The sequence below is a fragment of the Rhizobacter sp. P3_C12 genome (assembly GCF_056402735.1).
Map to the genome: position 1 here is coordinate 19,433 of NZ_JBFUGW010000035.1, position 14,531 is coordinate 33,963.

13 protein-coding genes are annotated in these 14,531 nt (G+C 69.3%); 5 read left to right on the top strand and 8 right to left on the bottom strand.

Annotation, left to right across the window (positions count from 1 at the left end; genetic code table 11):
• Nucleotides 1-6: 6 nt before the first annotated feature.
• Nucleotides 7-861 (bottom strand): cysteine hydrolase family protein, encoded by an 855-nt coding sequence (locus tag AC1DXV_RS08475; RefSeq protein ID WP_477865499.1) that lies wholly within the window; start codon nt 859-861, stop codon nt 7-9.
• Between the two features lie 96 nt (nt 862-957).
• On the opposite strand from AC1DXV_RS08475, the gene AC1DXV_RS08480 reads away from it, so the two are divergent.
• Entirely contained in the window at nt 958-1,641 is a 684-nt protein-coding gene (locus AC1DXV_RS08480) for an NUDIX hydrolase (protein WP_477865500.1), read from the top strand.
• Here AC1DXV_RS08480 and fusA read toward each other — a convergent pair.
• Entirely contained in the window at nt 1,638-3,674 is a 2,037-nt protein-coding gene (gene fusA, locus AC1DXV_RS08485) for an elongation factor G (RefSeq protein WP_477865501.1), read from the bottom strand. The two genes, AC1DXV_RS08480 and fusA, sit on opposite strands and share 4 nt — an antisense overlap.
• A gap of 421 nt (nt 3,675-4,095) precedes the next feature.
• Here fusA and AC1DXV_RS08490 point away from each other — a divergent pair, with 421 nt between their 5' ends.
• On the top strand, nt 4,096-4,833 hold the full coding sequence (locus AC1DXV_RS08490; protein WP_477865502.1) for an NAD-dependent epimerase/dehydratase family protein: 738 nt from the start codon (nt 4,096-4,098) through the stop codon (nt 4,831-4,833).
• 640 nt (nt 4,834-5,473) lie between these two features.
• Here the strand turns inward: AC1DXV_RS08490 and AC1DXV_RS08495 are convergent.
• Nucleotides 5,474-5,806 (bottom strand): hypothetical protein, encoded by a 333-nt coding sequence (locus tag AC1DXV_RS08495; RefSeq protein ID WP_477869539.1) that lies wholly within the window; start codon nt 5,804-5,806, stop codon nt 5,474-5,476.
• 10 nt (nt 5,807-5,816) lie between these two features.
• Nucleotides 5,817-6,812, bottom strand: coding sequence for a threonine ammonia-lyase (locus tag AC1DXV_RS08500; RefSeq protein WP_477869541.1), 996 nt, complete (start codon nt 6,810-6,812; stop codon nt 5,817-5,819).
• A gap of 58 nt (nt 6,813-6,870) precedes the next feature.
• On the opposite strand from AC1DXV_RS08500, the gene AC1DXV_RS08505 reads away from it, so the two are divergent.
• A complete protein-coding gene (locus tag AC1DXV_RS08505; protein ID WP_477869543.1) occupies nt 6,871-8,055 on the top strand; it encodes a class I SAM-dependent methyltransferase in 1,185 nt (394 codons plus the stop codon).
• 4 nt (nt 8,056-8,059) lie between these two features.
• Here AC1DXV_RS08505 and AC1DXV_RS08510 read toward each other — a convergent pair whose 3' ends face one another.
• The 3 genes from AC1DXV_RS08510 to tgt all read right to left on the bottom strand — a co-directional run bounded on the left by AC1DXV_RS08510 (nt 8,060) and on the right by tgt (nt 13,332).
• Nucleotides 8,060-9,655: a GMC family oxidoreductase gene (locus AC1DXV_RS08510; protein ID WP_477869545.1), complete on the bottom strand. Its 1,596-nt coding sequence runs from the start codon at nt 9,653-9,655 to the stop codon at nt 8,060-8,062.
• 16 nt (nt 9,656-9,671) lie between these two features.
• Nucleotides 9,672-11,993 (bottom strand): putative bifunctional diguanylate cyclase/phosphodiesterase, encoded by a 2,322-nt coding sequence (locus AC1DXV_RS08515; protein ID WP_477933197.1) that lies wholly within the window; start codon nt 11,991-11,993, stop codon nt 9,672-9,674.
• A 178-nt stretch (nt 11,994-12,171) separates the two neighbouring features.
• Nucleotides 12,172-13,332: a tRNA guanosine(34) transglycosylase Tgt gene (tgt, locus tag AC1DXV_RS08520; protein ID WP_477870049.1), complete on the bottom strand. Its 1,161-nt coding sequence runs from the start codon at nt 13,330-13,332 to the stop codon at nt 12,172-12,174.
• Between the two features lie 99 nt (nt 13,333-13,431).
• Here tgt and AC1DXV_RS08525 point away from each other — a divergent pair, with 99 nt between their 5' ends.
• Nucleotides 13,432-13,656: an AbrB/MazE/SpoVT family DNA-binding domain-containing protein gene (locus AC1DXV_RS08525; protein ID WP_477870051.1), complete on the top strand. Its 225-nt coding sequence runs from the start codon at nt 13,432-13,434 to the stop codon at nt 13,654-13,656.
• Nucleotides 13,656-14,042 (top strand): type II toxin-antitoxin system death-on-curing family toxin, encoded by a 387-nt coding sequence (locus AC1DXV_RS08530; RefSeq protein WP_477870053.1) that lies wholly within the window; start codon nt 13,656-13,658, stop codon nt 14,040-14,042. Before AC1DXV_RS08525 ends, AC1DXV_RS08530 begins: the two co-directional genes overlap by 1 nt.
• Nucleotides 14,043-14,054: 12 nt before the next feature.
• Here AC1DXV_RS08530 and AC1DXV_RS08535 read toward each other — a convergent pair.
• Nucleotides 14,055-14,531 (bottom strand): S-adenosylmethionine:tRNA ribosyltransferase-isomerase (locus tag AC1DXV_RS08535; RefSeq protein WP_477933199.1); only part of this gene is annotated, 477 nt, incomplete at its 5' end.

Sequence of the window (14,531 nt, forward strand, 5' to 3'; positions counted from 1 at the left end):
TTCAGATCAGGTGAGACGACGGAGGATCTCGCCGCTGGTCGCGAGTTGAACACCGCGGGCGCGCATCGCATCGAGAAACCCTTGCTGCTGCGCCTCGAAACCGCCGACCGGGCTCAGGCAATCGGTCAGCAGCACGACGCGTTCCAGCCGGCCGCCGGGCAGGTGGTCGACGACGTGCTCGGTGGTGGCTTTCACGCAGTGGCTGCCGGCCTCGCCGGCGATCAGCAGCAGGTCGGCGCGGTCCAGGCGGTCGATCAGCGCCTGGTTGAGCTGGGTGTCGGGGTCCGCGGCATCGGGCACCTCGGCCTGCACCGCGCTGTAGTGCTCGGTCCACGGGTTCTCGCCCTTCGTCACCATCTCGACCTGGGCCAGCCGGCGTTCCTCCCAGGCATTGCAGGCGGCGCGCACGTCGGCGTGGATGCCGTGGCCCCAGCTGCCGATCTCGCAGTGCACCGGCCAGACCATCAGCGTGTAGCGCCCGCGCGCCTCCAGCTCGTCGAGGTAGGCCAGCGTGCGGGGCAGCGCGGCGGCGTCGCGCGGGCGGAACGCGCCGTCGCGCACCTCGCGCGCGGTGATCGGCGTGAACGGGCCGACCGCGCTGCCATCGCGCTGCTGCCAGAAGGTCGGATGGGCGATGTCGACGTGGTGGTGGGAATCGAGCGTCACGGTGATGCCGGTGATCGCATCGCCGGCCTGACGGATGAAGCCGGCCAGCCGCTGCATGTCGGCGTGGGCGCCGGCCACCGGCAGCGCCGGCGCGATCGGCGTGCCGGTCAGCGGATCGGCAGGGCGCCAGGCGGCGGGGAGGTCGCAGAAGTCGTTCTGCGGGTCGATGATCAGGAGCTGGGTTCGCGGGTTCATCGCAGGCTTTCGTCGTGAACGTGACCGTACTCTAGATGAGTTAGATCAACATTGCAACTAACTAAGGTCACGAGGGGGCGGCCCTAACATCGCGGCATGGCTGTACACACCTTCCCGCCCGTCATCTGCACCGTCGATGTCGTGCTGCTGACGCTGCACGACGACGCGCTGCACGTGGTGCTGCACGTGCGCGACCGCGAGCCTTTCGCCGGCATGCCGGCGCTGCCCGGCGGCTACGTGCACCAGCAGGAAGACCGGGATGCCGAGGACGCCGCGGTGCGCGTGCTGCGCGACAAGACCGGCATCGCGAGCCCGTACCTGGAGCAGCTCGCGACCCTTTCCGGTGCGGCCCGCGATCCGCGGGGCTGGTCGATCTCGATCGCCTACTACGCGCTGGTGCCGCGCCAACTGCTGCCGGTGGATGCGGCGCACCTGCGGCTGCTGCCGGCCGACCGCCTGCCGGCGCTGCCGTTCGACCACCGGCGCATCGTCGAGCTGGCGGTGTCGCGGGTGCGGGTGAAGAGCCAGTACTCGTCGCTGCCGGTGCACCTGTGCGGCGAGCGCTTCACGCTGCCGCAGCTGCAGTCGGTGTACGAGGCGGTGCTCGGCGAGCCGGTCAACAAGGTGAGCTTTCGCCGCAAGATGGACGAGCTCGCGATGCTGGAGCCGATCGACGGCGAGCTGGAGCTGGGCCGGGCCAACCGGCCGGCCCAGCTGTACCGCGTGCGCCGGGAGTTCCGGCGCACGCTCTCGCTGCTGGAGCGAGGGCTCGGCTCCTAGGCCGCCAGCAGCTCGGCCTGCAGTACCGGCGGCACCTCGGCGTAGTGGTCGAAGTGCATCGAGTACTGCGCCCGGCCCGACGACAGCGCGCGCAGGCTGCCGATGTAGCCGAACATCTCCTTCAGCGGCACATGCGCCTCCAGCGCCGTCGCGTTGCCGCGCGGATGCTGGGCGCGCACGTGGCCGCGCCGGCGGTGCAGGTCGCCGATGCTGTCGCCGAGGTAGTCGGCCGGCGTGACGACTTCCACCGCCATCACCGGCTCGAGCACCACCGGCGCCGCGCGCGCGACGCCGTCGCGGAAGGCCGCGACCGCCGCCAGCTCGAAGGCCAGCACCGATGAGTCGCGCTCGTGGAAGCTGCCGTCGAGCAGCGTCACCTCGAGGTCGACCACCGGGTAGCCCGCCAGCACGCCGGTCTCGGCCGCGCGCTTCACGCCGGACTCGACGCCCGGGATGAACTCGCGCGGGATCGCGCCACCCGTCACCTGGTTGACGAAGCGCAGGCCCTCGCCGCGCGCCAGCGGCGCGATGCGCAGCGTGACGCCGGCGAACTGCCCGGGGCCGCCGCTCTGCTTCTTGTGCACGTGGCTGACCTCGACCGTGCGCGCGATCGTCTCGCGGTAGGCGACCTGCGGCCGGCCCACCGTGACCTCGACGTGATGGCGCGTGCGCAGCTTCTCCAGCGTCACCTCGAGCTGCAGCTCGCCCATGCCGGACAGGATGGTCTGGCCGGATTCGGCGTCCTGGCGGATGCGCAGGCTCGGGTCTTCCTTGGCGAGCGCCCCCAGCGCCTTGCCGAGCTGCTGCTGGTCGGCCTGCGTGCGCGGCTCCACCGCGACGTGGATCACCGGTTCCGGAATCGAGATGCTCTCCAGCACGACCGGGTGGCGCTTGTCGGCGAGCGTGTGGCCGGTCGTCGTGTCCTTCAGGCCCACGAGCGCACCGATGTCTCCCGCCTGCAGGGCCGGGACTTCCACATGCTTGTCGGCATGCACTTCATACAGCCGCGCCACGCGTTCGGTGCGGCCGGTGCTCGCATTGAGCACGCTGTCGCCCGGCCGCAGGCGGCCGCGGTAGACGCGCACGAAGACCATCGCGCCGTGGTCGTCGGAGACGACCTTGAACGCGAGGGCCGCGAGCGGGCCGTCGGCATCCGACTCGGGTTGGCCTTCGGTGGCGACGTCGCCCGGCGCCGGCAGGTAGTCGACGACGGCGTCCAGCAGCGGCTCGACGCCGCGGTTGCGGAACGCCGAGCCGGCCAGCACCGGCACGAAGGCACCGGCCAGCGTGCCGGCGCGCAGGCCCGCGCGCAGTTGCTCGACCGAGGGTTCCTCGCCTTGCAGCCAGGCCTGCAGCAGCGCATCGTCGCGTTCGACCACGGCCTCGACGAGGCGGGCGCGCGCAATCGTCGCCTGCGCCTGCAGGTCGTCGGGGATGGCTTCGACGAGCGGCGGCTGGCTGGCATCGGCGGCCGGCCAGACGAGGGCGCGCCGGCCGAGCAGGTCCACGACGCCGCGGAACGAGTCCTCGGCGCCGATCGGCAGTTGCAGCGGCAGGGCGGTCACGCCCAGGCGCGACTCCATCATCTGCACGACGCGGGTGAAGTCGGCACCCACTCGGTCGAGCTTGTTGATGAAGGCGAGGCGGGGCACGTGGTACTTGTCGGCAAGGCGCCAGTTGGTCTCGGTTTGCGGTTCGACGCCGGCGACGCCGTCGAACACGACGACCGCGCCGTCGAGCACGCGCAGCGAGCGGTTCACCTCGATGTTGAAGTCGATGTGTCCGGGCGTGTCGATGACATTGATCTGCGCACCGTTCCAGAACACGGTGGTGGCCGCGCTGTTGATGGTGATGCCGCGTGCCCGCTCCTGCGGGTCGTAGTCCATCACGGTGTTGCCATCGTTCACATCGCCGATGCGGTGATTCGCGCCGGTGTAGAACAGGATGCGTTCGGTGGTGGTGGTCTTGCCGGCGTCGACGTGGGCGATGACGCCGATGTTGCGAAGGAGCCGGGTGTTGTTGTTGCGGGTCATGACGAATCTTTCAAACTGGGGCTGTTTCGGCCGGCCCCGGCGAAGATCCGCCTGGGCTAGCCCGTAACTTGCATGGCTGAGGTGTTGTCGATGGACACGCCAAAGGACGAGCGCAAGCCTCCCGTGCTTTGGCGGCCCTGAATCGTGGCGATCAACTTGTCGTAGGTGCGCATGGCAGTAACGTGCAGACTGAAAAGCAAAAACCCCGGGGGCAGTGCCGACCGGGGTTTTGGGGACCGGAAGGCGCAAGGCCTTCCGATGGTGCGAAAGACCTGGAACTACACAGCAAACAGCAACACGTCGCCACGCGACGGTGCTGCTTGCGAAATGGCTTCAAGGTTCTTCAACATGGTTGCGATTGTCCTACCGACGCAGAGCACCTGCTGCCGGTGGGGCTACCGCTTTGGTGTGGAATGAGTTCATGACTGCTCAGAAGATTCTTCTCGCCGGTGCGACGGGTGTCGTCGGTCGCCGGCTCGTTCCGCTGCTGGTCGGCGGTGGCTACAACGTGTTCGGCATGACACGCAGCCAGGCGAAGGCGGCGTCGATCATGGCCGCGGGCGCCGAGCCGATCGTGCTCGACGTGTTCGATGCGGCTGCGGTGCGTGCGACGGCGATGCGCCTGAAGCCTGACGTGATCGTGCACCAGTTGACGGATCTTGCGCTGTTGAGCGACGCGGCGACGCGCGACGAGGCGCTGGTGCGCAACGCGCGGCTGCGCATCGAGGGCACGCAGAACCTGGTCGATGCGGCGCTCGCCTGTGGTGCGAAGCGGATGGTGGCGCAGAGCATTGCGTGGGTGTACGCCGCGGGGCGCGAGCCGCATGCCGAGAGCGATCCGCTGGACCTGAAGGCCGAAGGGGCGCGGGCCAACACGGTGGAAGCCGTGGCGACGCTGGAGCGGCTGGTGACGCAATCGCCGGGGCTCGAGGGCGTGGTGCTGCGTTACGGCCACTTCTACGGGCCGGGCACCGGGGTCGAGACGGCGGCGGGCAAGCCTTCTGCGCTGCACGTCGATGCGGCAGCGTATGCGGCGCTGCTGGCGGTCGATCGCGGAGCGCCTGGCATCTACAACGTGGCCGAGCCCAGCTGGCAGATCACCGGCGACAAGGTGCGGCGCGAGCTTGGCTGGGATGCCGCATTTCGTTTGCGTAGTTAGTGGTCGATCTGTCGGCGCGAGCAAAGGCGCGGGTGGGCAGGGTGTGGCTCGCCGGTCGTGGCGGTCATCGCCCCGGGGGCGATGACTCCCCTGCGCTGACTGGTTTCATGGCCCGTCGCCGAAACTCCCGCCACTCACTTCGTTCGTTGTGGTCAGACAGTCGGCGACAGTCAGTGCACGAAGCGTGCTGCGCACGCGGGCCATGAAACCAGCCAGCTCCGGCGCCACGCCCTGATTGGCGCTCCACACCCTGCCCACCCGCGCCTTTGCGGGCACCGCCCGTCCGTGTTTGAGGGAAAAGACTGAACAGACCGTTGAGCATGCGAGCGCCGGCATGCTTCGTCGGTCTGTTCAGTCTTTTCCCCCCAACAAGAGCGGGTGGTGTTGAGCGTCGCGGCGGGTGGCGGGAGGGGCTGGGGGCGATTTCTGGGGCGACGAAGAAGATCGGCTTCGGGGGTGGCGTGCGCAGCACGCTTCGTAGACCGACTCATCGGCACTGTTTGACCACAACGAACGAAGTGAGTGGAGGGAGTTTGCCGATGCACCCCCGAAGCCGATCTTCTTCGTGGAGTCGGCCCCCGGGCCGACCGCCCCGGCATGAGTCCCCAGCCCCTCCCGCCACCCGCCGCGACGCGACGCGCTACGCCTGCCAGACTCCGAACCCGGCCTCCCGCAGCGCGATGCCCAGCTCCACTTCCATGTCTCGCGCCCCGTCGTAGGGCATCGGGTTGTAGACCTCGTACAGCTTCGGCAACAAGCGCAGCCCATACGTCGTGACGAAGCGGTTCGCCTGGATGCCGGCCTTGTGCTTGTCGAAGCGCACGTCGGGGTCCAGCCCCGTCATGCCGACGTAGACGAAGGGCTTGCCCAGCTGGTAGTCGGGGTTCGCCTTGCGGAAGCTCGGCTCGTTCCACACCGGATCGGCCAGTTCCACCACGTAGACGCTGTAGTGATGCTTCGGCCGGCGCGGCATGTCCCGTCCGTCAGGCCGGCTTGCCGCGCGCCACCAGTTCGGCGTGGCGGGCGGCGTCGATGTTGCTGCCGCACATGACCAGGCCGACCTGCTTGCCGTCGAGGCGCTCTTTCAGCGGGCCGAACAACGCGGCCACCGCCGCGGCCGGGGCCGGCTCGACCGCCAGCTTCATGTCGATGAACAGATCGTGCATGCCGCGGCACATGTCGTCGTCGGACACGCGCACGATCTCGTCGACGAAGCGGCGGCACACGCCGTAGCTGTACGCCAGCGCATACGGTGCGCCCAGGCTGTCGGCGATCGTGTCGACGGCGTCGAGCTTCACCGGCTCGCCGGCCTGGAAGCTGCGGTACATCGCGTCGGCGCCGAGCGGCTCGACGCCGTAGACGCGGCAGTCCGGGTTGATCTGCTTGACGGCCGCGGCGATGCCCGAGATCAGCCCGCCGCCACCGACCGGCACCACCACCGCGTCGAGCTGCGGCACCTGCTGCATGAACTCCAGCCCGACCGTCGCGGTGCCCTGCGAGGTTCGCGGGCCGTCGAACGGATGGATCATCGTGCGGCCTTCGTCGGCCACCAGCGCCTGCGCACCGGCGAAGGCCTCGTGCACGTTGGCCACCAGCACGACCTTCGCGCCGAAGCCCTCGCAGGTGGCGATGCGCAGCGGGCTCGCATGTCGGGGCATCACGACCGTCGCGCTGGTGCCGGCGATGCGCGCCGCGTACGCGACCGCGATCGCGTGGTTGCCGGCACTCGCGGCGACGATGCCGCGCCGCTTCGCATCGGCATCCAGCGCCTCGATGCAGTTCAGCGCGCCGCGCAGCTTGAAGCTGCCGGTGGTCTGCAGCAGCTCGAGCTTCAGCCAGACCTCGGTCGCCGGTGCGAGCCGGGTCGCGACCGCACCGGTCTGCCAGCGCCACACGGGGGTTTCTCGCAGCTTGCCGGCCAGCCGGTCGGCGGTGGCGCGGATCTCGTTCAGAGAAGGGAAGGGCGTGTCGGGGTTCATGGAGACGGATTGTCCGCGCAAGCGATGYGGTGGCCGAGGGGCCGGGATAATGCGACGGATGACGAGCAGCACGAGCGACGGCGACAAATTCTTCAAGCGGCTGGCCGACAGCGTGGACGAGCACAGCTTCGTCAAGCTGGTGCTGGCCAAGTACCGCGGGCCCGAGCCCGACCTGCTGCGCGCCACGCTGCGCCGCATCCAGGTGCGCGATGCCGACACCCTCAGCTTCGTCTACACCTACCGCACGCGCGACGTGACCCGCAACATGCCGCTCGCCGAAGGCCTGCAAAGCCTGCGCGAACGAGCCACTGAACTGTTCGGCCACCTGCACCTGATGACCCGCAGCGAGGACGTGCAGCTGATGGTCAGCAAGAAGGGGCAGCAGACGCTGCGCGTGGCCGCCGTCGAACACGAGGCCGACGACGCGGCCGGCGCCCACGATCGCGAGAAGCACCGCTTCGTCGACATCGTCCGCCCGTTCCTGACCGACCTCGGCGTCACCACCCCGCAGCACCAGCTGGTGCCGGCGATGGCGCGCAAGTGGAAGCAGATCAACAAGTTCGTCGAGGTGCTCGACAGCGCGCTGAAGGCCTCGCCGCTGCGCGACGCGAAGGCCGTGCGCGTGCTCGACTTCGGCGCCGGCAAGGGCTACCTGACCTTCGCGATGCACGAGTACCTGCACGCGACGCGCGGCATGAACGCGCAGGTCACCGGCGTCGAGCTGCGCGAGGACATGGTGCGCCTGTGCAACGCCGCCGCGCAGCGCAACGGCATGGCCGGGCTCGCGTTCCGCCACGGCGACGTGCGCACCCATGCGCGCGAACCGGTCGACGTGATGATCGCGCTGCACGCTTGCGACATCGCCACCGACTACGCGATCGACATGGGCATCCGCGCCGGCGCATCCATCATCATGTGCTCGCCGTGCTGCCACAAGCAGATCCGACCGCAGCTGCTGAGCCCGCACCCGCTGCGGCCGATCCTGCAACACGGCATCCACCTCGGCCAGGAGGCCGAGATGCTGACCGACGGCCTGCGCGCGCTGCTGCTCGAATCGCAGGGCTACGACACCCAGGTGTTCGAGTTCGTCGCGCTGGAGCACACCAGCAAGAACAAGATGATCCTCGCGGTGAAGCGCGCGCAGCCCAAGCCGGTCGACGAGGTGCTGGCGCAGATCCGCGAGATCAAGGCCTTCTACGGCATCCGAGAACACTGCCTCGAGACACTGCTGGCCGCCGCCTGAGCGCTCAGGGCCCGGCCAGGATCAGGTCGGCCGCCTTCTCGGCGATCATGATCGTCGGCGCGTTCGTGTTGCCGCCGATCAGCGTCGGCATCACCGAGGCATCGACCACGCGCAAGCCCTGCAGCCCGTGCACGCGCAGCGACGGGTCGACCACCGCCATCGGGTCGGTGCCCATCCTGCAGGTGCCGCTCGGGTGGTAGATGGTGTCGGCGCGGTTGCGGATCACCTCGCGGATCTCGTGATCGCTTTCGACACCCGCCGTGAACAGGTCGCGCTTCAGGCGCGACGCGATCGCCGGCGCCTGCAGCAGGCGCTGCGTGAGCTTCCAACCCTCGACCAGCACCTCCAGGTCGTCGGGATCGTCGAAGTACTTCGGGTCGATCAGCGGCGCGTCGCGCACGTCGCCGCTGCGCACCAGCACCGTGCCGCGGCTGCGCGGCCGCAGCAGGCAGACATGGCACGACAGCCCGTGCCGCAGGTGCAGCTTGCGCGCGTGGTCGTCGACCAGCGCGACGACGAAATGCAGCTGCACGTCGGGTGCCGGCGACTCCGGCGACACCCGCAGGAAGCCGCCGCCCTCGGCGAAGTTGCTGGTCAGCAGGCCGCTGCGCTCGCGCCGCCAGCGGATGTACTCGCGCAGCGCGTTGAGGCTGCCGGCCGGCGAGAAGCCGAACAGCGCGGTGTCGGGCACGCGGTAGCCGAACGTGAAGTCGATGTGGTCCTGCAGGTTGCGGCCGACGCCCGGCAGGTGGTGCTTCAGGTGGATGCCGGTGCGCTGCAGGAAGGCGCCGTCGCCGACGCCCGACACCTGCAGCAGCTGCGGCGTCTGCAGCGCACCGGCACACAGGATCACCTCGCGTCGCGCCATCAGCCGCTCGACGTGACGGCCGCGCGCCATCTCGATGCCGATGGCGCGCTTGCCGTCGAACAGCACGCGCAGCGTCTGCGCCTTTGTCAGCACGTGCAGGTTGTCGCGGGTGCCCATCACCGGGTGCAGGTAGGCGCGGGCGGCGCTCCAGCGTTCGCCGCGGTGCTGGGTGACCTGGTAGATGCCGATGCCGTCCTGGCTCGCACCGTTGAAGTCGTCGTTCAGCGCGAAGCCGGCCTCGCGTGCCGCCTGCAACCAGACCTGCTGCCACGGGTTCGCGCTGCGCAGCTCGCCGACGTGCAGCGGGCCGCCCTGGCCGTGGAACTCGTCGTGCAGGCGCTCGTTGTTCTCGGCCTTCCTGAAATACGGCAGCACCTCGTCGTAGGACCAGCCCGGGTTGCCGAGCGCGGCCCAGTGGTCGTAGTCGCTGCGGTGCCCGCGGGTGTAGATCATCGCGTTGATCGCCGACGAGCCGCCCAGCGCCTTGCCGCGCGGCTGGTAGCCGCGGCGGCCGTTCAGGCCCGGTTGCGGCACGGTCTCGAAGGCCCAGTTGTTGAGCCGCGTCGGCAGCATCGTGACCGCGCCGACCGGCATCTCGATCAACGCGCCGCGGCCCTCGCCGCCGGCCTCGATCAGCGCGACCGTGGTCGACGGGTCGGCACTGAGCCGGTTCGCGAGCACGCAGCCGGCCGAGCCGCCGCCGACGATCAGGTAATCGACCTCTCCCGTCATGCGGCCTCCGTGTTCTTCAGATGAGGCTGTGGCCGAACTGCGGGGCGCCCGGCAGCATCAGGTCCTCGATTGTCGGCAGGCCGCCGAGCAGCATCGGCGTCCAGTGCTCGGCCGGCGCCGGCGCATGGAACAGGAAGCCCTGGTAGGCGTCGACGCCCAGCATCTGCAGGAAGCGCAGCTGCGCGCCGCGCTCGACCCCTTCGGCCACCACCTGCAGGTGCAGGTTGTTGGCCAGCGTGACGATCGAGCGCACGATGCGCTCGCGCCGCGCATTGCCCGGCAGGTCGAGCAGGAAGCTGCGGTCGATCTTCAGCACGTCGATCGGCAGGTCGGCCAGCTTGGACAGCGACGAGTAGCCGGTGCCGAAATCGTCGATCGAGATCTTGAACGACCATTCGCGCAGCAGCTTCAGCTGTGCCAGCGCCCGCTCGGGCCGCTCGGCGAGGAAGGTCTCGGTGACCTCCAGGTCGAGCGCGCCGACCGGCACGTCGTAGCGGCCGACCGCGGCCAGCACCGTCTCGAACAGGTTGTCGCGGTCGAGGTCGCGTGCCGACAGGTTCACCGCGACGCGCGGGGCCTGCGCGCCGGCCGCCATCCACAGCGCGAGCTGGCGGCACACCTCGTCGAGGATGTAGTCGGTGATGCGCGACACGCAGCCCATCTGCTCGGCCACCGGCACGAACTCGGCCGGCGACACCGCGCCCAGCGCCGGGCTGTTCCAGCGCACCAGCGCCTCGAAGCCCAGCAGCTGGCCGTTCGAGCGCACCTGCGGCTGGTAGACGACGTGCAGTTCGCGGTCGTCGATCGCGCGCTCCAGCGCCGATTCGATCGCGATGCGCCGGCTCACCGCGCGCTCGCTGATCGGCGTGCCGACCTCTTCGGCGGTGGCACTGCCCTCGCGCGACAGCTCCATCGCGACGCCGCTGCGGTGCATCACCTCGGCGGCCTGCGCGCTGTCGATCGGGAACAGCGCGGCACCGACCGCGAGCTCGACCAGCACGTGGCCGCTGCCGACCTGCAGCTGGTGCGGCAGCGCCCGGCGCAGCCGCGTCACCGCCATCGTGGCCTGCACCGCCGGCACCGGCGGCAGCGCGATGCTCAGCATCGAGCCGCGGGTGCGGGCGATGTAGCTGTCCTTGCCGCCGGCCTCGCGCAGCGCGTTCGCGAACGCGACGATGAACTGGTTGCCCTGCGCCATGCCGAAGCGCGCATTGACCTGGCGCAGCGAGCCGAGCCCGCAGGACACCACCGGGATCACCATGCCGGCCTGCAGCGTGGCGCGCTGGCGATCGAGCCACTGCGCCATGCCCTCGGGCCGCGGCAGGCCGGTCACGACGTCGTGCGACGCCAGGTACTCGGCCTCGGCCTGGCTGCGCACCAGGTTGCGCTGCAGTTCGCGCAGCTCGGTCACGTCCTGGAAGCTGACCGCGAAATGGCGGTCGCCGCAGGTGAAGCGGCTGCGCACCACCAGCCGGCGCTGCGTGCGGCCCTCGCCGGCCAGCCATTCGGTGCCGGCATCGAAACTCGGGACAGCGCTACCCTCCGAGGCGGTCGAGCGCAGCCAGCGAGACAGCGGCTGGTCGTCGAACCCGTTGCCGGCGAGCTGCGCGAACAGCCGGTTGCCGCGGCGCACGCGGCCGTCGTCGCGGCACACGACGACGGCGGTGCCCTGGTTCTCGAACAGGTCCTCGTACAGGTCCTGCATGCGCTGCGCATGCTGCTGCGAGTGCTTGACCGCGCTCAGGATGCGGAACACCGCGAGCGGCAGGCAGAAGTTGAAGAAGGTGAAGAGCAGGCCGTGGATGTACAGCGGCGAGGTGTTGAGCGTGACGTCGAGCCCGAACAGGTTGGGCATCACGAAGCCCGAGGCCGCCAGCCCGAACGGCACCACGTTCACCACCATCAGCGCGAGCGCGAGCCGGTAGCCGCGCAGCAGGCCGGCCAGCAGCGGCGCCGAATAGCAGAACACGTAGCCGAGGCGCTGCACCTCGGGGATGCGCACGCAGGTGGCGATCACGAGGCCGGCGGCGTAGACGATGACGATCAGCCCGTTGCTGGCCAGGCGCTGGTGCTGCGTCGACCAGCGGATCGCCGCCAGCAGCGCCACGTAGAACGCGATGACGATGACGAGGATGTAGTAGACGCCGCGCTGCAGCCCGATCCATGAGCTGTGCAGCGCGACCACCGCCTCGAGCGTGATTCCGCTGAGCAGGACGATGCGCAGCGCGCTCAGCTGAACGCGGCTGTCGGTGTCCTGGGACGGGCGGCCTGGCAACTGCAGGAAGGCGTACAAGGACGCCCACAGGCTCTCACCCGTCGAGATCAATCGGCGGAGCATCGGGGTCGGGCTGGCGAGGCGATCTGGCAAAGCTGTCGAGTGTGCCCGTCGCTGGTGCGCACGCCACGGCGGCGAGCGTGAACGACTTCACGGCAGGGTAGCGGACCCAGGTGAAAACCCGTGCATCCAGTGGCGAGGGCGATCATCGGTGTCGCGTTGCGCGATGGGCGAGGCCGGCTCAGCCGGGCGGGGCCTGCGCGGGCTGGGCCGGACCGAAGCCGCGCGCGCGATCGACGGCGAACTGTCGCGCGAAGTCGGCGAAGCGGCCGGCATCGAGCGCCTCGCGCACCTCGCGCATCAGGTTCAGGTAGTAGTGCAGGTTGTGGATGGTGGTGAGCATCGGCCCGAGCATCTCGCCGCAGCGGTCGAGGTGGTGCAGGTAGGCGCGGCTGAAGCCCTGGCAGGTGTGGCAGCGGCAGGTCTCGTCGATCGGGCGCTCGTCGGTGCGGTAGCGGGCGTTGCGCAGGCGCAGGTCGCCGAAGCGGGTGAACAGGTGGCCGTTGCGCGCGTTGCGGGTGGGCATCACGCAGTCGAACATGTCGACGCCGGCGGCGACGCCCTCGACCAGGTCTTCCGGCGTGCCCACGCCCATCAGGTAGCGCGGCTTGTGCGCCGGCAGGCGGTGCGGCGTGTGGGCCATGATGCGCTGCATCTCGGCCTTGGGCTCGCCGACGCTGACGCCGCCGATCGCGTAGCCGGGCAGGTCGAGCTCGACCAGCGAGGCGAGCGATTCCTCGCGCAGGTTCTCGAACATGCCGCCCTGCACGATGCCGAACAGCGCATTCGGGTTCTCGTTGCGCTGGAACTCGGCCAGGCAGCGGCGTGCCCAGCGCAGGCTGAGCTCCATCGAGGTGCGGGCCTCGGCCTCGGTCGTGAGGTGGCCCTTGCTCTCGTACGGCGTGCACTCGTCGAACTGCATCACGATGTCGCTGTTCAGCGTGCGCTGGATCTGCATGCTGGTCTCGGGCGTCAGGAACAGCTTGTCGCCGTTGACGGGCGAGGCGAAGCGCACGCCTTCCTCGCTGATCTTGCGCATCTCGCCGAGCGACCAGACCTGGAAGCCGCCGCTGTCGGTGAGGATGGGCTTGGTCCAGCCCTCGAAGCGGTGCAGGCCGCCGAACTGGCGCAGGATGTCGACGCCGGGGCGCAGCCACAGGTGGAAGGTGTTGCCGAGGATGATCTGCGCGCCCATCGCCTCGAGCGAGGCCGGCATCACGCCCTTGACGGTGCCGTAGGTGCCCACCGGCATGAAGATCGGGGTTTCGACGACGCCGTGGTTCAGCGTCAGGCGGCCGCGGCGCGCGAGGCCTTCGGTCTTGAGGAGGTCAAACTGGAGCATGGGGGGATTGTCCTGCAAGCTCAGGCTCGAACCTGGCCTGGTTGTGGTCCCGAGGCGGCCTCGATAACATAACGAACGTTATAACCCTCGAGGCTTGCCATGCACACGCTCAAACTCACGCAGATCGGCAATTCGGTCGGCGTCATCCTGCCCAAGGAGGTTCTGGTGCGGCTGAAGGTCGAGAAGGGTGATCTCGTCTACCTCACCGAAAGCCCTGACGGGGTCAGGATCACGCCGCACGATCCGGCCTTCGAGACGCAGATGGAGGTCGCGCGCCAGATCATGAAGAAGCGTCGTGCGGCCTTGCGCGAGTTGGCGAAGTGATGGCGGACTGGCTCTGGCTCGATCGCGCGGCCATTCAAGCGATTCACGAAGAGCAGCTGGCCGAACACGGCGGTGGCATCGGCGTACGGGACGAAGGGCTGATGGACTCGGCGCTGGCCCGGCCGCAGCAGTTGGCTCACTACGGCACGCCGGATGCGGCTGCGGTTGCTGCCGCCTATGGGTTCGGACTGGCGCGCAACCATCCGTTTGTTGATGGGAACAAGCGGACGGCGTTCGTGGCGGCAGAACTGTTCCTCGCCTTGAACGGCTACGACCTGATTGCGGACGATGAGGAATGCGTTCTGACCGTGCTGGCATTGGCAGGCGGCACGCTCACGGAGGAGGCGTTCGCGAGCTGGATTCGGCAGAACACGGTGAAGCTTTGAATCGCTGCTGGATCACGGGCCTCTTCGCTCCAGCAGCATCGCATCCCCATAGCTGAAGAACCGATACCCCTGCGCGATCGCATGCCGGTACAGCGCCATCATGTGCTCGTACCCGGCGAACGCGCTGACCAGCATCAGCAGCGTGCTCTTCGGCAGGTGGAAGTTGGTGACCAGCACGTCGACGACGCGGAACGTGAAGCCGGGCGTGATGAAGATGTCGGTGTCGCGGCTGCCGGCCTGCAGCGTGCCGCCGCGCGCGGCCGATTCCAGCGCGCGCAGCGTCGTCGTGCCGACCGACACCACGCGGCCGCCGGCCGCCTGCGTGCGCGCGATCGCGTCGACCGTGGCCTGCGGCACCTCGAACCACTCGCTGTGCATCGTGTGCTCGGCGATGTTCTCGCTGCGCACCGGCTGGAAGGTGCCGGCGCCGACGTGCAGCGTGACGCTCGCGCTGCCGACGCCGCGCTCGCGCAGCGCGGCCAGCACGCC